General features: G+C 63.8%; 22 protein-coding genes. 11 read left to right on the top strand and 11 right to left on the bottom strand.

Features of this window, described 5'->3' with window-relative positions:
• Nucleotides 1-17 precede the first annotated feature (17 nt).
• The 6 genes from F600_RS0112935 (at nucleotide 18) to F600_RS31625 (ending at nucleotide 4,325) form a co-directional block, all read left to right on the top strand.
• The gene (locus F600_RS0112935) at nucleotides 18-386 is read left to right on the top strand and encodes a gamma-glutamylcyclotransferase family protein (protein ID WP_018161046.1); all 369 of its coding nucleotides are present in this window, start codon (nucleotides 18-20) and stop codon (nucleotides 384-386) included.
• Between the two features lie 56 nt (nucleotides 387-442).
• Complete coding sequence (locus F600_RS30365; protein WP_018161045.1) at nucleotides 443-1,087, top strand: hypothetical protein; 645 nt, start codon at nucleotides 443-445, stop codon at nucleotides 1,085-1,087.
• Between the two features lie 14 nt (nucleotides 1,088-1,101).
• Nucleotides 1,102-2,595, top strand: a complete 1,494-nt coding sequence (locus F600_RS28040; protein WP_018161044.1) for a M28 family peptidase — start codon at nucleotides 1,102-1,104, stop codon at nucleotides 2,593-2,595.
• A 9-nt stretch (nucleotides 2,596-2,604) separates the two neighbouring features.
• A complete protein-coding gene (locus tag F600_RS0112920; RefSeq protein WP_018161043.1) occupies nucleotides 2,605-3,444 on the top strand; it encodes an SDR family NAD(P)-dependent oxidoreductase in 840 nt (279 codons plus the stop codon).
• A gap of 11 nt (nucleotides 3,445-3,455) precedes the next feature.
• The gene (locus F600_RS0112915; protein ID WP_018161042.1) at nucleotides 3,456-3,899 is read left to right on the top strand and encodes an SRPBCC family protein; all 444 of its coding nucleotides are present in this window, start codon (nucleotides 3,456-3,458) and stop codon (nucleotides 3,897-3,899) included.
• 261 nt (nucleotides 3,900-4,160) lie between these two features.
• Nucleotides 4,161-4,325 carry a hypothetical protein gene (locus F600_RS31625; protein ID WP_018161041.1) on the top strand — a complete coding sequence of 55 codons (165 nt, stop codon included), beginning with the start codon at nucleotides 4,161-4,163 and terminating at the stop codon, nucleotides 4,323-4,325.
• Nucleotides 4,326-4,331: 6 nt separating this feature from the next.
• Here F600_RS31625 and F600_RS0112905 read toward each other — a convergent pair whose 3' ends face one another.
• The 4 genes from F600_RS0112905 to F600_RS0112890 all read right to left on the bottom strand — a co-directional run bounded on the left by F600_RS0112905 (nucleotide 4,332) and on the right by F600_RS0112890 (nucleotide 7,415).
• Nucleotides 4,332-4,739 (bottom strand): hypothetical protein, encoded by a 408-nt coding sequence (locus tag F600_RS0112905; RefSeq protein WP_018161040.1) that lies wholly within the window; start codon nucleotides 4,737-4,739, stop codon nucleotides 4,332-4,334.
• Nucleotides 4,732-5,841, bottom strand: coding sequence for a GmrSD restriction endonuclease domain-containing protein (locus F600_RS0112900; RefSeq protein ID WP_370670693.1), 1,110 nt, complete (start codon nucleotides 5,839-5,841; stop codon nucleotides 4,732-4,734). The genes F600_RS0112905 and F600_RS0112900 overlap by 8 nt, the downstream gene beginning before the upstream one ends.
• Before the next feature lie 74 nt (nucleotides 5,842-5,915).
• On the bottom strand, nucleotides 5,916-7,061 hold the full coding sequence (locus tag F600_RS0112895) for a glycosyltransferase (RefSeq protein ID WP_156024574.1): 1,146 nt from the start codon (nucleotides 7,059-7,061) through the stop codon (nucleotides 5,916-5,918).
• Between the two features lie 48 nt (nucleotides 7,062-7,109).
• Nucleotides 7,110-7,415 carry a hypothetical protein gene (locus F600_RS0112890; protein ID WP_018161037.1) on the bottom strand — a complete coding sequence of 102 codons (306 nt, stop codon included), beginning with the start codon at nucleotides 7,413-7,415 and terminating at the stop codon, nucleotides 7,110-7,112.
• A 124-nt stretch (nucleotides 7,416-7,539) separates the two neighbouring features.
• Between F600_RS0112890 and F600_RS0112880 the strand changes: the two genes are divergently transcribed.
• Together F600_RS0112880 and F600_RS0112875 are read left to right on the top strand one after the other, a co-directional pair.
• Nucleotides 7,540-8,136 carry a hypothetical protein gene (locus F600_RS0112880; RefSeq protein WP_018161035.1) on the top strand — a complete coding sequence of 199 codons (597 nt, stop codon included), beginning with the start codon at nucleotides 7,540-7,542 and terminating at the stop codon, nucleotides 8,134-8,136.
• 25 nt (nucleotides 8,137-8,161) lie between these two features.
• Complete coding sequence (locus tag F600_RS0112875; protein WP_018161034.1) at nucleotides 8,162-8,878, top strand: queuosine precursor transporter; 717 nt, start codon at nucleotides 8,162-8,164, stop codon at nucleotides 8,876-8,878.
• On the opposite strand, the gene tgt is transcribed toward F600_RS0112875, so the two are convergent.
• From tgt to F600_RS0112855, 4 genes are read right to left on the bottom strand one after another with little or no spacing between them, the layout of a single operon-like run.
• On the bottom strand, nucleotides 8,866-10,041 hold the full coding sequence (gene tgt, locus F600_RS0112870; protein ID WP_018161033.1) for a tRNA guanosine(34) transglycosylase Tgt: 1,176 nt from the start codon (nucleotides 10,039-10,041) through the stop codon (nucleotides 8,866-8,868). The two genes, F600_RS0112875 and tgt, sit on opposite strands and share 13 nt — an antisense overlap.
• 3 nt (nucleotides 10,042-10,044) lie before the next feature.
• Nucleotides 10,045-10,578 carry a sunset domain-containing protein gene (locus F600_RS32150; RefSeq protein WP_211220068.1) on the bottom strand — a complete coding sequence of 178 codons (534 nt, stop codon included), beginning with the start codon at nucleotides 10,576-10,578 and terminating at the stop codon, nucleotides 10,045-10,047.
• A gap of 18 nt (nucleotides 10,579-10,596) precedes the next feature.
• Nucleotides 10,597-10,863 carry an acyl-CoA-binding protein gene (locus tag F600_RS0112860; RefSeq protein ID WP_018161031.1) on the bottom strand — a complete coding sequence of 89 codons (267 nt, stop codon included), beginning with the start codon at nucleotides 10,861-10,863 and terminating at the stop codon, nucleotides 10,597-10,599.
• Between the two features lie 8 nt (nucleotides 10,864-10,871).
• On the bottom strand, nucleotides 10,872-11,729 hold the full coding sequence (locus F600_RS0112855; RefSeq protein ID WP_018161030.1) for an alpha/beta fold hydrolase: 858 nt from the start codon (nucleotides 11,727-11,729) through the stop codon (nucleotides 10,872-10,874).
• Between the two features lie 20 nt (nucleotides 11,730-11,749).
• Between F600_RS0112855 and F600_RS0112850 the strand changes: the two genes are divergently transcribed.
• Nucleotides 11,750-12,346 carry a hypothetical protein gene (locus tag F600_RS0112850; RefSeq protein WP_018161029.1) on the top strand — a complete coding sequence of 199 codons (597 nt, stop codon included), beginning with the start codon at nucleotides 11,750-11,752 and terminating at the stop codon, nucleotides 12,344-12,346.
• On the opposite strand, the gene F600_RS0112845 is transcribed toward F600_RS0112850, so the two are convergent.
• Nucleotides 12,343-12,750, bottom strand: coding sequence for a DUF1003 domain-containing protein (locus F600_RS0112845; RefSeq protein ID WP_018161028.1), 408 nt, complete (start codon nucleotides 12,748-12,750; stop codon nucleotides 12,343-12,345). The genes F600_RS0112850 and F600_RS0112845 overlap by 4 nt on opposite strands.
• A gap of 124 nt (nucleotides 12,751-12,874) precedes the next feature.
• Between F600_RS0112845 and F600_RS0112840 the strand changes: the two genes are divergently transcribed.
• Together F600_RS0112840 and F600_RS0112835 are read left to right on the top strand one after the other, a co-directional pair.
• Complete coding sequence (locus F600_RS0112840) at nucleotides 12,875-13,234, top strand: YciI family protein (protein WP_018161027.1); 360 nt, start codon at nucleotides 12,875-12,877, stop codon at nucleotides 13,232-13,234.
• An 11-nt stretch (nucleotides 13,235-13,245) separates the two neighbouring features.
• Entirely contained in the window at nucleotides 13,246-14,460 is a 1,215-nt protein-coding gene (locus tag F600_RS0112835; protein WP_018161026.1) for an RNA polymerase sigma factor, read from the top strand.
• 301 nt (nucleotides 14,461-14,761) lie between these two features.
• Here the strand turns inward: F600_RS0112835 and F600_RS28030 are convergent, their stop codons facing one another.
• Together F600_RS28030 and F600_RS32690 are read right to left on the bottom strand one after the other, a co-directional pair.
• On the bottom strand, nucleotides 14,762-15,124 hold the full coding sequence (locus F600_RS28030; RefSeq protein WP_018161025.1) for a GNAT family N-acetyltransferase: 363 nt from the start codon (nucleotides 15,122-15,124) through the stop codon (nucleotides 14,762-14,764).
• A 73-nt stretch (nucleotides 15,125-15,197) separates the two neighbouring features.
• Complete coding sequence (locus F600_RS32690; protein ID WP_018161024.1) at nucleotides 15,198-15,659, bottom strand: transglycosylase family protein; 462 nt, start codon at nucleotides 15,657-15,659, stop codon at nucleotides 15,198-15,200.
• Between the last annotated feature and the right edge of the window lie 529 nt (nucleotides 15,660-16,188).

Genomic DNA, 16,188 nt, shown 5'->3' with positions numbered 1-16,188 from the left:
GATGGTGACGAGGCAGCATGAAGGGCGTGATCCCCCGGTTGTTCGTCTACGGCACGCTCATGCCGGGCGCGATCAATTGGGAAGTGCTTGCTCGGTGGTCGACCGGCACCCCCGCACCGGACTCGATCGAAGGAAGGCTATTCGACACCCACCTCGGGTACCCGGCTGCGGTCGTCGGCGCAGCCGGGTCCATCCCGGGATTCGTTGTGCCACTTGATCCGGCACGGCTCGACCGGGCCCTCGGCGCACTCGACGACTTCGAAGATGTCAGTAGCGGGTTGTACAAACGAGTCGAAGTGGTCACCACGGGCCGGGTTGCGGCGTGGGCTTACCACTGGCTGGGCTCGGTCGACGGAATGAGGAGAATCCCTACCTGGCGCGCGTAGCTCTGGATAATTGCTTGCAGGACGGACATTTTCGTCGCCAATGAGAGGACAGCTCGATGAGCACTAACCCTGCCCCGACGAAGTTCCAGTTCATCTCCTATGCCGAGTTCGGCCAGAAGTTCTTCGAGCATGCGGTCAGCGCCGAACGCATCCAGGCGCAGTTCTCGGAGATGGCCGGCGAGGAATCCACCATCGGCCCGATGCCTGCCGACCCGATGGGAATGGTCAAAGTCACGGCCGCGACCCGCACCGGCGAACCGACGATTCGCCGAGCGCGCGGCGACAACATCACCTTCTCGATCGGCATCCCGATCGACCTCGACCTGACGATCGACGTCGCTCCGCAGCGGGTCAAGCTGACCCTCGGCGGCCTCCTGCCCGACCTCAACATTCTGGGCGGCAAGATCGACGCGAGCCAGAAGCTCAAGTACAAGGGCAAGGTCAGCGTCAATCTGACTCTCACCGCACGCGCTGCCAACCCCCTTCTCGTCGTCATCGAGATCGAGCGCCCTTCCGCAAAGTCGGTGAAAGTCAACCTCGAGGCCGACGGCATCCTGGCCACGCTGCTGCAAACCAGCGGAGTCCTCGAGGGCGAGATCAAGAAGGCCGTCGCCAAGGAAGTCCGGCGTGAGCTGGAGAACCCGAAGCTGCAGGCCGGACTGGTCATCGACGTCGGCGCGCAGATGGACGAGATGGCTTAGGCCGTCTCAACCCCATGCAGGCGCGAGTTCTGTGCGCGATTGCTGTGCTGATTGCCGCGCTTGCGAGCGGTTGCACTCAGCACAACGAACCTGCGCATCAAACACCCACGAAGACCACGGGTCTGACCTGGAACTTCGAGGATCTCGCGAAGCGTCCGGTGATCTCTTCCGAACCCGCCGCTCTCGCCGCCGCCGTCGACACGGCTGCGGTGTGGCAGCACCTGGAGCAGTTCCAGCGGATCGCCGACGTGAGCGACGGCAATCGTGCGGCCGGGACCGCCGGCTACGACCGCTCCGCCGATTACGTCCAGGGCATGCTCAAAGCTCGCGGCTTCGACGTGCAGGTTCAGGAATTCGAGTACGACTTCATCCGCGTCAAGTCCGCGACCATGACCGCAGGCGGGCGCACGATTTCGCCCCAAATCCTCCAAGGATCGATGGGCACGACAGCATCGGGCATCACCGCGCGGGTGCAACCTCTCGCCCCCGGTCTCAAGGGCTGCTCCGAGGACGACTACGCGGGCGTCGATGTTCGCGGCACCATCGTCCTCGTCGACCGGGGTGACTGTCCCTTTCGCCAGAAGGAAACGGTCGCCCACGACGTCGGCGCACTTGCCGTGCTCGTGGCGAACAGCAAGGACGTGAACGACGCCGCGAGAGGCCAGGCAGAGCCGCACCTTCTCCCCATCGTCATGCTCGCGAAGCGGGACGCGGAGACACTCCGCGCGACCTCCGGCGACGTGACACTCATCGTCGATGCGCCCCGGCAGGTCATCAAGACCCGCAACGTCTTCGCCCAAACGACGACCGGCGATCCGCACGAAGTCGTCGTGCTGGGGGGACACCTCGACAGCGTTCGCGCGGGCCCGGGAATCAACGACAACGGGTCCGGGTCGGCAACGGTTTTGGAGACGGCGCTGGCGCTCGGTCCGCACCCGAATCTCACGAATGCGGTGCGATTCATGTTCTTCAGCGCCGAGGAAGACGGGCTCATCGGTTCGGGGAAGTACGTCAAGTCGCTGAGTCACGACGAGCAGTTGGACATCGCGCTGATGCTGAACGCCGACATGATCGCCTCACCCAACCCCGGCTACTTCGTTTACAACGACGCCACGGACGGCAGTGACACTGCGCCGAGGGGTTCGGAGTCGATCCGAGCCGCCTTCACCGACCGCTTTCGGGCCGAAGGAATCACGGTCGATGGCTTCCCCTTCAACAGTCGCTCCGATTACGGGCCGTTCCTCAAAGCCGGAATTCCCGTCGGCGGGGTCGCGGCCGGCGACGATGGGTTGAAGACCGGTGAAGAAGCACAGGCCTGGGGCTGGGGCGGAAGGCCAGACGAGGAGTTTGATCCGAACTACCACCAGCCTGGCGACACGCTTAACAACATCGACAAGGACGCCCTCGGCCGCAACGCCAGCGCCTTCGCTTACCTCGTCGGGCTCTTTGGGCACACCCTCGACGGCGAGTACGCCGTTCCAAAGCGCATCGAGCGAGCACCGGCATAGGTTTGACTCATGACATCCGTGCTCATCACCGGTTGCTCAACCGGTATCGGTGCCGCGACCGCTGGTGAACTGGTCGCCCATGGTCACACCGTTTACGCGACCGCGCGTCGCCCGGAAACGCTGAAGGCACTCGCCGACCAAGGCTGCCGAACGCTCGCGCTCGACGTCAACAGCGAAGAGTCGATGGGAGCCGCCGTCGCAGCCGTCGAGAACGAGGAAGGGTCCGTCGGCGTCCTCGTCAACAACGCCGGTTACTCCCAATCGGGGGCCGTCGAGTCGATTCCGCTCGACAACATCCGGAAACAGTTCGAAACGAACGTTTTCGGTCTGATCCGCATGAGTCAGCTCGTGCTTCCCGGGATGCGCCGCGCCGGCAGTGGTCGGATCATCAACATCGGTTCGATGGGCGGAAAGCTCACATTCCCCGGTGGCGGCATCTACCACGCAACGAAGTACGCGGTCGAAGCCATCTCGGATGCTATGCGCTTCGAGGTGCAAGGCTTCGGCATTCAGATCGTGCTCATCGAGCCCGGCCTCATCACGACCGAATTCGCACACGCCGCGGTCGCGTCGACGGACAACCTGAACGACGGGCCGTATGCCGAGTTCAACGCAAAGGTCGGAGAGGTGACCGCCGGCATCTACAACAGCCCCATGGCCAAACTCGTTGGCGGCGGACCTGAATCGGTGGCGAAGGTCATCCGGAAGGCGATCGACGCCAAGCGACCGAAGGCGCGATACACGGTCACTCCGTCGGCATCGCTGTCGATCCTGCAACGCCAACTCACGCCGGACAAGGCGTGGGACTACATGATGCGCACTCAATTCCCGGTTCCCAAGAGCAACTAGCGGAGGTCAACGTGGCAGGTCAGTTCGAAGGTTCGGCATTCGTTTCGAAGCCCATCGAGGAGGTCTTCAACTACCTCGCGGCCGGAGTCAACGACCCCAAGTTCAGCCCACGCGTGCTGAAGATCGAGAAGGCGACCGCCGGTCCGGTCGGTGTTGGCACGGTGTTCGTCAGCACCGTGAAAGACGCCGGCATGACGACGAGTCGGGAGATCGAGATCACCGAGTTCGACCCGCCGCGGTCATTTCGATGGACGGAGATTTCGAAGAACATCGTGACGTCCAAGCGCGGCGGCTACGACCTCGAACCGGCGGCCGGCGGCACGAACGTGACGATCTTCAACGAGCTCGAAGGGCACGGCTTCGGCAAGCTCATCGCTCCCCTCGCCCTGAAGGCCGCCCGCAAGGAAGCACCGGCGCTGGCGCAGCGCATCAAGGATGCGATCGAGGCGAGTTAGCCAAGGGCCGACGCTGCGCTGCATGAGTTGCCGCGCAGTGCATCGGCTGGGTCTTGGGCTCCATGACTTTCCAGATCGAGCGCCTGATCAGGCGCATCGTGCGGCGATCCATGGACCCGCCGCGCCCCGCACGGCCGCTCTCCGGGTGCTTCGAACGACTCCGGGATCACCCTGATCTTTCCCTGAACTCACTTCCCAGCTAATGACTTTCGTGCCCACGACCCGGACTATGGAGTCACCGCACAATGCAAGGAGACACCGATGTTCTGGAAGGTCCTGGGCGCGATCGTCCTGGCGTGGTTGGCGATTGGCCTCATCAGCGCCATCGTGAAGTCCATCATCCCGTTGGTCATCCTCGGACTGGTCGTCGTCGGCGCACTCACCCTGTACCGCAAGGCCAACGCGAACACTCCGTCGCGCTTCTGACGCGTCTCACCAGTGGCGGATCAGCGGCAGAACCTTGGTCTGGATCTTCTCGTCCGTCCATCCACGTGACCGCAACTCGTGGAGAACCGACGGAACCTGAAACTGATTCATCTGCGGAACGTTGGCGGTCAGCCACTTCTGCGTGACTCGCGCCGGGAGCGTCTGACTAGGAGCCATCAGGGGGATGGAGGGTGGGACGGTCGGCGTCTCGAATTCCGACGCCGACGTCCCATCTGCGGGCGCAAGCGCAGCGTTTTCGGCCCGCCGAAGCAGCACAAAAGCGCACAGGCCCGCGAGCGACAGACACATCAGGATTCCGGAAACGTTGACGGACACCAGCGCGCCCAAAGCCGCTAGCCCGAAGACACCGATTCCCACCCAGCAAACGACGGTGATCACCCGATCGCTATTCACACGCCACCCCGTCTCCATCGCGGTCCAGCGCCGCTCGATATCCCGGGTCGCCCCGGTGCAACGGCGCCGCGCCAGCCGCCCTCGCTGCGGCACAGTTCTTGTAGAAAGCGAACGATGAGTTGCCGCCGCCCGAGTCGGGCAGCACGGGCGCATCGGTCGTCGTCGGCGGCGGCGGTGGGGCAACAACTGTGGTTGTGGTCGGAGCTGGCTCGCTCATCAATCCGGGAACCGGTCCGGGCATCTGAGTACCGTCGCAGTCGTCGAGAACGCGCTTCATGGCGTCGTGCTCGGCCTGCGTGACCGACAGTCCATAGTCGGATTTCACCAGGATCTGCATCGTGACCATCGTGCAGCGGAAGGACTTGTTCGGCGGAAGCCAGGTCGCCGCGTCGCCGTCGCCCTTCTGCTGATTCGTCGGTCCGTCGACGGCAAGCAGATTGCGCGGATCGTTGGCGAAATTCTGCCGCTTCGCCGAGTCCCACTGCTGAGCGCCCTTCTGCCAGGCGTCGGACAGCGAGACAACGTGATCGATCTGGACCGCCGACGACGTACTCGAACCACGCTCGAAATCGATCGTTCCGCCTGTGTAGGGGTCGTGCAGCGTTCCCGTCAGCACCGCGCAGCCGTTGCTTCCGCGCTTGATGACGACGTCGGAAAGGTCGCGTCGCAGGATGTCGTTACGGGTGTCGCACCCGTTGTGACCAGCCTCGACGGAGACGTCGTCCGACCATTCCTGACCGAACAGGTCGCGGTCGTAGCCGGATTTCGGTGCCCGCCCCTGGATAGTCAGACTCGCGAGCGCAACGTAGGTAGCCCGCTCACCAGCCGACGCGCCGGCCGGGATATCGGCGCTCGAACCTTGCGCTGCGGTCGACCGCGACCCCGAAGAATCCGCACCTGATGCCGATTGGTCGCCCGGTAGCTCCCACGTGATCGCCGGATAGTGCATCGGCGTCAATGTCGACGTTGGCTCCGTAGTCATCGGAGCATCGTGAGCTGCTACCGCCTGCGGTTCCTTGTCGGGCATTGCCAGAATCGATCCGCCGAACATGAGCGCGGACGCGACCCCGACAAGTGTTGATACCCGAACTGGTGGAGCCATGATCAACTTCTAACACCGGAACTGCACCGGAACCGAGCCGACCGACGGGCCGTCATCGGTTCGCAACAGGATCGCTAGCGCGCGAGGATCTCCGCGACGTCAGCGGGCGAGGGCATCGTCGCGATGTCCGTGCTGATCTGCCGGGCCGCCTGCCGGAACGCATCCTCCGTCAGCAACCGCTTGACTGCAGCTCGAATCGATTCGATGGTCGCTTCCCCCGGCTCGAGCGCGAGGCCGGTCCCCGACTTCGCACAGGCTTCGCCGTTGAGGAACTGGTCGGCGCCCTGCGGCAGACACAGCTGCGGCAGACCCGCGATGAGTGAGGCGAGAAAGGTTCCCGAACCGCCGTGCGACACCACGGCGGCGCAGTGCGGCAGGAGTTGGTCCTGAGGCACATAGCGCGCGACGTAGACGTTCTCGGGCTGCGGGCCGATCACGCTGGGATCGTTGTTCGGTCCGGTCGTGACGACCACTCGAACCGGCAGGTCACGCACCGCTTCGACGGCCTGGCCCACCGCCGCGACGTCATTGAAGACCGTTCCGAACGTGACGTAAACCAGCGGCACGTCCGATGACGTGTCGAGCCACGCGAGGTCCTCGTGCGGGGCGCCGGCAAAGACGTCGAGTCGCATGCGCTGTACTTCGCCGAAATGGCCCGTCGGCCCCTGCGGCAGAGACGGCGGGAAGACGTCGATGTACAGCTCATCGAATTTGCCACCGAGCGGTCGCGGCTCGAGTCCATGCTCCGACCACAGCGCGGCCACCAGATCACTGGCATCACTCACGCGTTGCTCCGGAAGCGCGATCCCCCAGCTGTGGGTGATCGAACGTGCGCCGACGAGGGCCGCAGCGATCGGCGCCGCCAGCTCAGCGGGCTCCGAGATCACCAGGTCGGGCTTCCAATCCTGCACAACCGGCAACAAGTCATTCAGCATTGGGCCCGGTAGAAGACCACCGAAGATCTTGCCGAATCCGACCTTCGGCCGCTCGGGCGGCGGCAGTTCCGCCAGACTCGCGAGAATCCGTCCGCGACCAACCGCGAACTCCTGCTCCGACAATCCGCATTGGGCAACCGCGAAGCCGTCGCGAGCGAGGCGCTCACACGACGCTGCACCGCTCCCCCACATCACCTCGTCGCCACGCGCAACGAACGCCCGGGCCAGCGGGACCATCGGGTTGACATGACCCCACGCATCAACAGCAGTGAAGAGAACTTTCACGGCGTCAGTCCACCACAACCGCGCGCAGCCCGCGCGGGCAGAAATCGACTACTTCTTCTTGCCCTTGTCGATGACCGCCTTGAACTGCACGGTGTTCGGACCGGTCGGGAAATCGACGTGCGAGAGCACGCTTCGCAGCGCCGTCTCGAACTGCTCGCGTCGTTCCGCGATGATCTTGTCGCCGGTCGTGATCCCGTCCATCCGCAGTAGATGGTCGATGTGCCGGATCAACGCAATTGTCACGACCGAGTCGGACGCCGCGTGATCTACCACCACACGTCGCACTGCATCGAGGAATGCTGCGTTGTCCAAACCATCGTCGTCAACCTGGAAAACCGTGGCGCTCGAACTCACTATTCCTCCGACTGGTCACCAGCAACGTCGACCTCCACGGTACGGACTCTCGCCGCCAAACGCAGGTCCCAATTGGCCGCGTCGATCCTGTGCACCGGCGTTTCTTCGGCCTACGATCGGCGGCATGCACGGGCCCGCGAAAGCCGGCGCGGCGTTCCTTGTAGCGTCTGCGCTCGCGAGTTGTGCGCACGTTTCACCAGGTCAACCCAATGCAGTCGCCCACGGAGACGGCACTGCGGTCGTCGTTCTTCGTCCGGTCGACAGCTCCGGCAAGCTCGCCCACGGATGGCAGGTACGACCAATCCGCGGAAATCTGGCGATGAGCTGCAGCACCGCCCAGCCCTCGCCCTACGCGGTCGACGCCGGCGTCGGAACGGGCTGCTCCCCCAATTCGGACCACACCCTCGCATGCTGGCTCGTGACACCGATGCCTGGGACCCTGTGCCTGACCGAACCGTTCGATCCGAAGAAGCGCTTCGTCGTCCAGTTTCCGAATGCTCTCCACGGCCCGGCTCTCATGGCGCCGTCGACACCGGTCCCGATCGCGCTCGAACTCGACAACGGAATCCGCTGCTCGCCGGTGACCCCTGACCGATACCGCTGCGCCAACGGGCTCGAAGCGACGCGCGACGACGGGCGGTGGGCGACGCTGCCGGGCAACCTTCACGTGGCGACCACCTACTACCTCGGCGTCGATGCTGGGTCGGATGCCCGAATCTGACTCAACGCGGCCATAATCGGATTTCGTGACCGAGACTGCCACTGAACCGAAGCCGCATTTCGCGACCGTTGGACGCAGCTTCTACCCGATCATCGTCGCGCTGTTCACCGCGACGCTGATCATCTCGAACGTCTGCGCTACCAAGGGCATCGAATTCTTTGGCGGACATCATTTCTCGCTAGGGCCCGTGCAGATCCTGCCGCTCAACCTCGATGCCGCGTTCTTTCTGTTCCCACTCGCCTACATACTGGGCGACGTCCTGACTGAGGTGTACGGCTTCGTCGCCGCACGCCGGGCGATCCTCACGGGGTTCGCGATCATGCTGCTGACGACCGCCTGCTTCGCGATCGCAGTGAAGCTGCCCGCCGCGTCGTGGTACGAGAATCAGCACGCTTTCTCGACGGTCGTCGGCACCGTGCCGTGGATCGTCGGCGCCAGCGTCGCCGGGTACCTCGTCGGCCAGCTATTGAACTCGTATGTCCTGGTGTGGATCAAGGCACGCACGAACGAACGCTTCCTCTGGGTGCGTCTCATCGGCTCGACCGTCGTCGGTGAATTGGCCGATACCGTCACCTTTTGCGCCATCGCGGCGCCCGCCATCGGAATTTCCACGTTCAGCGGGTTCGTGAACTACGTCGTCGTGGGATACGTATGGAAGACGCTCGCTGAGGTCATCGTCCTGCCCATCACGTACCGCGTGATCGCCCTTATCAAGGCCAACGAGCCGACCTACACGTACTGACCCAGGAATTCCGCGCGGAACGCATCGAACCGACCGTGCAGGATCGACTCCCGGATATCGGCGAAAAGCCGCAGAGTGAAGCGTTCGTTGTGGATCGTGCACAACGTTCCGGCGACCGTCTCCTTCGCCTTGAACAGGTGGTGCAGGTAGGCGCGGGTGTAATGGGCGCACGTGTAGCAGTCGCAATCCGATTCGATCGGCGAAAAGTCCCGTCGCATTGGCGACCGCACGACGCTGAATCGACCATTTCGCGTGTACACGCGCCCGTTCCGGGCGACGCGTGATGGCATCACGCAGTCGAACGTGTCGGCGCCGTTCTCGATGGCGGTGAAGACGTCCTCCGGCTCACTGATTCCGAGCATGTGACGCGGTTTGTCGGCGGGAAGCTCGTCACAGCACCAGCCGACGATTTCACCCATGTTGTGCTTCTCGAGGGCCCCACCGATACCGAAACCATCGAACTCGAGCTCAGCCAGTCCGCGGCTGGCCTGACGCCGCAGATCCTCGTAGTGAGCGCCTTGCACCACGCCGAACAACGCCTGGTACGGCCGGCCCGCTCGCTCGGCGGTCAGCCGCTGGTGTTCGACCACGCAGCGTCGCGCCCATTCGTGGGTGCGGACGACCGAGCTCTCCTGATATGCGCGACCGTCGGCCAAGGTGGTGAGTTCGTCGAACGCGAAGATGATGTCGGCACCGATCTGGTGCTGCACCCGCATCGAAACCTCAGGCGTGAACCGATGCATCGAGCCATCGCGGTGCGACCGAAAGGTGACGCCATCGTCGTCGACGCGGGCCAAGCCCGGCGACCGAGGACCGGCGACCACCGCCTCGGACTCCATCGCGATCTTCTTGCCGAACCCCGCAGCCAGCGACATGACCTGAAAGCCGCCGCTGTCCGTGAAGGTCGGTCCCGGCCAGTTCATGAACGCGCCAAGCCCGCCGGCGGCCTCGACGATGTCCGGTCCAGGCTGCAGGTACAGGTGATACGCGTTGGCCAGAACAGCTTGCGCACCAGCGGCTTTCACGGCCTCTGGAAGGACCGCCTTCACGGTCGCCGACGTGGCGACCGGAATGAAAGCAGGTGTGGAGATGATTCCGTGCGGAGTCCGGATCCGGCCGGCTCGACCGTGTCGACCCGGAATCCGCGCGTCGACCTCAAACAACGATCAGTGGACCCCGTTGGCCTTCTTGGGTCCGCGGGGCGCGGTGTACCCGGCCGCTTCGGCGTCCTCGGCGGTCGCAAACCAGACCTCAGCCTTGGTCCGCTCGTAGTGGGTGGACCCCGGAACGTGGTACTTCATCGAGTCCGCGTTGCCCTTGATCGGGAAGCCTTCCGGCGCGCTGCCGTCCTCGAGGGGCGGATGCGATCCCGTCACGAGAGCAACCGGCTCGTCGGCTTCCGACTCATCGACGAGCAGCGGGCCTTCTTCCGGCTCGTCCTCTTCGACACCGTCGTCGACGCCGACCAACGTATCGAACTCGAGGTCTTCCTCGTCCTCGTCAACGCCGACCATCGCGGAGTACGTCGCCGGGTTGTCGTCGTATTCGGAATAGTCGTCGATGATCAGGCCGCCCTCGAGGTCGGCATCGAACCCGTCAGCCGGCTCCTTGGCGCCGATCAAGCCGAGCTTCCACGCCACGGCGCCGCCAACGGCTGCCGCGACTCCAACGACTGCCACAACCTTTACTGCGCGATTCATCGAAACTCCCGAGTCTGATTACTGGTCTGCGGCCTGGAGTTCGCGCACCTTGCCGATATAGGCAGTCATCGCGTCCTCGCTCGACGTGCCGGACAGTTTCGCCCACGCGTCGTACTTCGCGCGGCCGACGACGTCGAACATGCCGGGGCGCTTACCACTGGCGTTGCCCGCCGAGGCTTGCTTGAAGTGTGCGTACAAGAACAGCAGGCTGTCGTTGTCCGGCCGCTTCGACAGCTGCTTGACGTCTTCCTGGGCCTGGGTGAATTCATCTGCGAGTTCGCTCACAGGGCGAACTATAGCCGGGGCGCGAGAAATCCGGACAGAGCTCGACAGACTGCTTCCGGAGCCTCGATCTGTGGGTAATGCCCTGTCCCGTCAAGAACTTCGAACGTAGCACCAGGCAAGCGGTCCCGCAGTCGCTCGAGGACGTGCCCGCCGCTGATCGGATCGACCGGTCCCCACACGAACAGGGCCGGACCCGGATATTCCTCCAGCGCCCGCCGCCAGCGCTCCGCATGCTCGCGACGTTCATCGATGTACCGCAGCAGCTGCCACTGCACGAAACGTCCACCGCCCAGGCTCACCGCCGACCACATTTCGTGCAGAACCTCGTCGCTCACCGGCTTTCCGAGAATCGAACGCAGCGAGATCTTGAACATCCGCTCCGACGACAGCAGGGAGATCACCCGGCCGACCGGACTATGCAGCAACTTCTGGATCGGGATCGGGCGGTGCAGGTCCGGGTACAGACCTCCGTTGAGCCAGGCCATTCGCGTTATGCGCCCGGGCTGACGAGCGAGCAGTTCCTGCCCGACGCTGACGCCATAGTCGTGGCAGACCAGCGCGGTGTCGTCGATGCCGAACTCTTTCCACACCCGTTCGACGAGGTCGGCCTGTTCGACGAGCTTGTAGCTGTGCGAGATTGGCTTGTCGCTCGCGCCGAAACCCAGCAGGTCGAGCATCGTCACGCGCATCCCGGCTGCGGCGAGTGCGGGGACGACGGCGAACCAGTCATGCGAACTCGTCGGGAATCCGTGCACGAGGGTGACGGGCGCGCCGTCCGCCGGCCCGTCCTGGCGCACGAAGATCTCGTGGCCCGAGCCGTCCGTCAGATAGGTGCCGCCAGCAATCCACTGGGTCAAGGTCTGCATGTTTCCCTCACACTGGACATATGCGGTTACGGCTCATCGGTGTCGGAGTTCTCGTCGCGGGGATCGCGCTCGTCACCTTCCTGATCTTCAAGGTCATCGATGCGTTCCCGGCGCCCGCCGCCAGCGGTCTGGTCGGTTCACCCATCACGGCGACCCTCGATTCCGACGGTGTCACGATCCTCGTTGACGACCCTAGCTACCAGATCGACTGCGGGCTCACCGATTCGAGCGGCCGAACGCTCCCCCTCCACCAACCGGGCGGCAACACCACGATCACTATCAATGGGCACTCGTGGTGGGTCGCGCTCGAGTCGACCGATCCGACACCGCCGGGAACGTACACGGCGACCTGTACCTCCGCGGACGCCGGCCTGGGATACGCCATCGGCGAGCGCGGAAACGTCCTGTCGATGGTCGGCATGATCTTCGGAATCATTGGGACCGTCATCGCGACGATCGTCATCGCGATCGCCTTGTTCGTCTTTGCAGCAGTACGGAAGCGAAAGGCCCAACAAACCTTCGGGCAGTACTCGTACCCCCAGCCGCCGATGGGCCCGAATCCCTACCAAGGCGGACCGCCGCCTTCGGCACCAGGGCAGACGTACACCGAGTACTAAGTGGTGGGACCACAAATATGTTCGTGAATCCGCCGCGATAACTGCTCGACCGTCGCCGTGAGCGCCGTGTTGGCTTCGATGAGTTCGCGCAGCTGGTTTGTGTTCTCCAGCGTGTGCATCGCGACTTCGCTGCTGATGGCGTCCGCGCGCTTGGCGGCGATCAGCAGGATCGCGCCCTGCAGACCGGCGAGCATCGACAGAAACAGGTTAAGCAGGATGAACGGATAGGGATCGAATCCGTGGTTGCCGTTCAAAGCCGCCCACAGACCCATGAGCGAAATGAAGACGAGCACGAACGGCCACGAGCCCATGACGTTGCGAACGAGATCAGCCGTGCGCTCGCCCACCGTGAGATCGTCGCCGGTGCGGACGCCGGGATGGAGATGCCAGCGGGTCTTCTTCATGCCCTCGATTGTCGGACAAGGACTCGAGAAAAATCTTGACGGCGGCTGTCGAAATCCACGTTCTTCGCTCGACGTGTAGTCGAACGTGCCTGACAACCAGGCCGACACACGAAAGGATCGACCAATGGCGCGCTACATGCTCTGGCACAAGACGGATACCTACTACGACCGCACCAACCCGCCGCCGGCAGAATTCATGGCCAAGATGGGCGGTCTGATGGCAGATATGACGGCCGCCGGAGTCATGCTCGCCGGCGAAGGCCTCAAGCACCCGGAACACCGCACGAAGCTCGAATACAAGAACGGCCAGCGCACCGTGACCGACGGTCCGTACGCCGAGGCGAAAGAGGTTATCGGCGGCTTTGTCATCGTCGATGTGAAGTCCAAGGACGAAGCGATCGAATGGGCGGATCGATTCGCCGCGTGCTTCGACGAGATCGAGGTCGAGGTCTCTCCGATCACCGAGGCATCTGACTTCCAGTAGCCTCGGCAGATGTGAGTGCCGACGTTCGAGCCCGGATCGAAGCGGTGTGGCGGATCGAGTCCGCCAAGTTGATCGCCGCCCTCACCCGCGTCACGCACGACGTCGGCCTCGCCGAAGAACTTGCCCAGGACGCCCTCGTCGCAGCCCTCGAACAGTGGCCCGGCGAGGGCGTTCCGCGTAATCCGGCAGCGTGGCTCATGACGACTGCCAAGCGGCGCGCGATCGACCGGTTCCGCCGCCAGGACATGCTCGACAAGAAGCATGCCGAGATCGCCCGCACCTTGGAAACCGAACACGAAGCCGAGATCCCGCCACCGATCGAGGACGACCTGCTTCGACTGATTTTCATTGCGTGCCATCCAGTCCTGAACCCGGAAGCCCGCACGGCCCTCACCCTTAAGCTGCTCGGCGGACTCACGACCGCGGAAATCGCACGCGCGTTCCTCGTGTCGGAGGCGACGGTGGCACAGCGGATCGTGCGCGCGAAACGAACGCTGCAAACGGCCGACGCCGAATTCGAAATTCCGGAGGCGGCCGAACTTCCCCAGCGACTTGATTCCGTTCTCGAAGTCATCTACCTCATCTACAACGAGGGCTACGCCGCCACCGCGGGCGAAGACTGGATGCGCCCCGAACTCTGTTCGGAGGCGATGCGTCTGGGCCGCATTCTGGCGGGACTCATGCCGCGAGAGCCCGAGGTGCACGGTCTCGTGGCATTGATGGAGCTGCAGGCATCACGCATCAACGCCCGCACCAGCTCCGACGGTGAGCCGATCACTTTGCTCGAGCAGAACCGCGGTCGTTGGGACCACCTGCTGATCCGGCGCGGCCTGGACGCGTTGGCCAAGACCGATGGCCGGCAAGGCAAGTACGCCCTACAGGCAGCGCTGGCGGCGTGCCATGCCCGGGCTCGCACCGCAGCCGAGACAGACTGGCGAGAAATCGCACGAATCTATGGCCAGCTCAACGACCTCGAGCCGTCACCGATCATCGACCTCAATCGCGCGGTCGCGGTGTCGATGGCGGACGGACCCGAAGCCGGGCTCGCGATCCTCGACCAGGTCGACCTACCCGACTACCACCTGCTGCCCGCGGTGCGCGCGGACCTGTTCGCCAAGCTCGGACGCCTCGACGACGCGAGAATCGAGTTCGAACGCGCGGCAGGTCTCACCCGCAATGAACGCGAGCGGGCCTTCCTCCGGAATCGAGCGCGCGACCTGCGGTGACCGGTGCATCCCGTCGGCGACAGCATCGCCTGGATGACCATGAACTGCCAGAGCATGAAGGTGGAAAGACGGACCCAGAAACCGGCGAGAGCGTTCATCGTCTGGCGTGACAGCGGCCGGATTCCAAGCGCCGACCGCACGCGGCAACGCCAGCAGTTCCCGCAGGTTCCCACGGTGATCCCCAGGTACGACATGGCGAAGAGCACCGCCGTCCGGAACCGCCCCCGCTTCTGCACGAGAGGTATGCGATCACGCGAGTCGCATTGCGTACAAGACAGATTGCCGGATCGGCACGGAATCTTTACAGCGCCGTGCGGTAACGGAGTTCCTCAACCCGCACACCCCACACGACGTCGCTCCTGGTCACTTCGTCCGACACCCAGCCGTCCTGCCGATAGAAGCGTTCCGCACGTTCGTTGCCGACCAAAACCCACAGCACGGCCTCAACGAAACCCTGGTCAACGAGCCGGCTCCGCGCCAACGTGAGAAGAGCCTTCCCCACGCCGCGGCCCCAGGAGTCAGGGTCGACATAGAGCGCCCAAAGCTGTCCGACGGTCGCGGGCTCGTCATCCGGGCACGGCCCGGTCGTCACGAATCCGCAGATGTTCTGCCCGGAATCGACGGCCACGAATGTCGCCGGGTGAAGTGAATAGCACCCGGACATGACGAAACCCCGCACGTCCGGTGGGGCGTGCAGGGTTTCGTGTTACTGAGGGCTGAAACTCAGCGTCTCTGGATCAGAGGTTCGAGCCACAGGTCGGCCAGGCGCCGGCACCCTGAGCAGCGAGAACCTTCTCGGCGATCGCAATCTGGGCGTCACGCGAAGCAAGGTCGGGGCGCGCGGCGTACTCGCCACCGCCGTAGGCGTTCCAGGTGTCGATCGAGAACTGGAGGCCACCGTAGTAACCGTTTCCGGTGTTGATGGACCAGTTGCCGCCCGCCTCACACTGGGCGACAGCGTCCCAGTTGTGACCACCGGCGTAAGCCGGCGCGTCGATGACGGCAACCTGCTCGATAACCGGAGCGGGAGCCGGGAGCGGCGCGGGGGCCGGAGCCGGAGCAGCCTGGGCAACAACATCAGTGGTGACGGTCGCGTTCGGCTCCGAAGCCATGGCCACGCCGATCGGGGCGGCAGCGAGTGCGGACATCGCGCCAACGAGGACGAACATGCGGGTGGTCGAAATCTGGAGGTCGGCCATTTGGAAAAAAATTTCCTCTCGCCGCTCGACGGATTCAGTCGGCCTGCCCCTTCAAGGGTTTGGGTTCCGGTCGGGGGGCAGGTCGCTCAGCGCCGAGCCGGTGGATTGAAACCATTCTTTGTAACTCTGAATTTCAATCCGTATTTCGTTCGTGAATAACTTTGCCATAAGTGGGTATTAATTGGAATGACCCGCGTGTCGCGTGGCGAATATTGGCAAACAAAGGTTTGCCCAGCTCAGCATGCATATTTCATTTATCGGCAACCAAAATCGGGGCCCGTTTTGTGGCGGGGCTCACGCACTTGAAGTGGCGCGGACCACCTAGGTAACGTGACGCGGACCACACATTTCTCAAAAATCGCACACAGACGGGCCCATTTGAGCTAGCTCGAGACGACAAAAGGAGCGCACGGCGCGTAGCACGTGCGCTCCCCTGCGTGTCGGGCAACACTTAACGACGTTCTGTCGTCGAAATGGAAATCGCCAACGATCTTGAAAATGTTCCACCGCCATTTTCGGAGGAAATTCA

It is taken from the genome of Smaragdicoccus niigatensis DSM 44881 = NBRC 103563 (genome assembly GCF_000380645.1).
Classification (GTDB): domain Bacteria; phylum Actinomycetota; class Actinomycetes; order Mycobacteriales; family Mycobacteriaceae; genus Smaragdicoccus; species Smaragdicoccus niigatensis.
Note: the sequence above shows the minus strand (reverse complement) of the source record. Positions and strands in the feature narration are given on the sequence as shown.

Excerpts from the sequence above, each read along its gene's own strand:
- F600_RS0112935 (WP_018161046.1), top strand. The coding sequence starts at position 18 with ATGAAGGGCGTGATCCCCCGGTTGTTCGTCTACGGCACGCTCATGCCG.
- F600_RS30365 (WP_018161045.1), top strand. The coding sequence starts at position 443 with ATGAGCACTAACCCTGCCCCGACGAAGTTCCAGTTCATCTCCTATGCC.
- F600_RS28040 (WP_018161044.1), top strand. The coding sequence starts at position 1,102 with ATGCAGGCGCGAGTTCTGTGCGCGATTGCTGTGCTGATTGCCGCGCTT.
- F600_RS0112920 (WP_018161043.1), top strand. The coding sequence starts at position 2,605 with ATGACATCCGTGCTCATCACCGGTTGCTCAACCGGTATCGGTGCCGCG.
- F600_RS31625 (WP_018161041.1), top strand. The coding sequence starts at position 4,161 with ATGTTCTGGAAGGTCCTGGGCGCGATCGTCCTGGCGTGGTTGGCGATT.
- F600_RS0112900 (WP_370670693.1), bottom strand. The coding sequence starts at position 5,841 with ATGGCTCCACCAGTTCGGGTATCAACACTTGTCGGGGTCGCGTCCGCG.
- F600_RS0112880 (WP_018161035.1), top strand. The coding sequence starts at position 7,540 with ATGCACGGGCCCGCGAAAGCCGGCGCGGCGTTCCTTGTAGCGTCTGCG.
- F600_RS32150 (WP_211220068.1), bottom strand. The coding sequence starts at position 10,578 with ATGAATCGCGCAGTAAAGGTTGTGGCAGTCGTTGGAGTCGCGGCAGCC.
- F600_RS0112855 (WP_018161030.1), bottom strand. The coding sequence starts at position 11,729 with ATGCAGACCTTGACCCAGTGGATTGCTGGCGGCACCTATCTGACGGAC.
- F600_RS0112850 (WP_018161029.1), top strand. The coding sequence starts at position 11,750 with ATGCGGTTACGGCTCATCGGTGTCGGAGTTCTCGTCGCGGGGATCGCG.
- F600_RS0112845 (WP_018161028.1), bottom strand. The coding sequence starts at position 12,750 with ATGAAGAAGACCCGCTGGCATCTCCATCCCGGCGTCCGCACCGGCGAC.
- F600_RS0112840 (WP_018161027.1), top strand. The coding sequence starts at position 12,875 with ATGGCGCGCTACATGCTCTGGCACAAGACGGATACCTACTACGACCGC.
- F600_RS28030 (WP_018161025.1), bottom strand. The coding sequence starts at position 15,124 with ATGTCCGGGTGCTATTCACTTCACCCGGCGACATTCGTGGCCGTCGAT.
- F600_RS32690 (WP_018161024.1), bottom strand. The coding sequence starts at position 15,659 with ATGGCCGACCTCCAGATTTCGACCACCCGCATGTTCGTCCTCGTTGGC.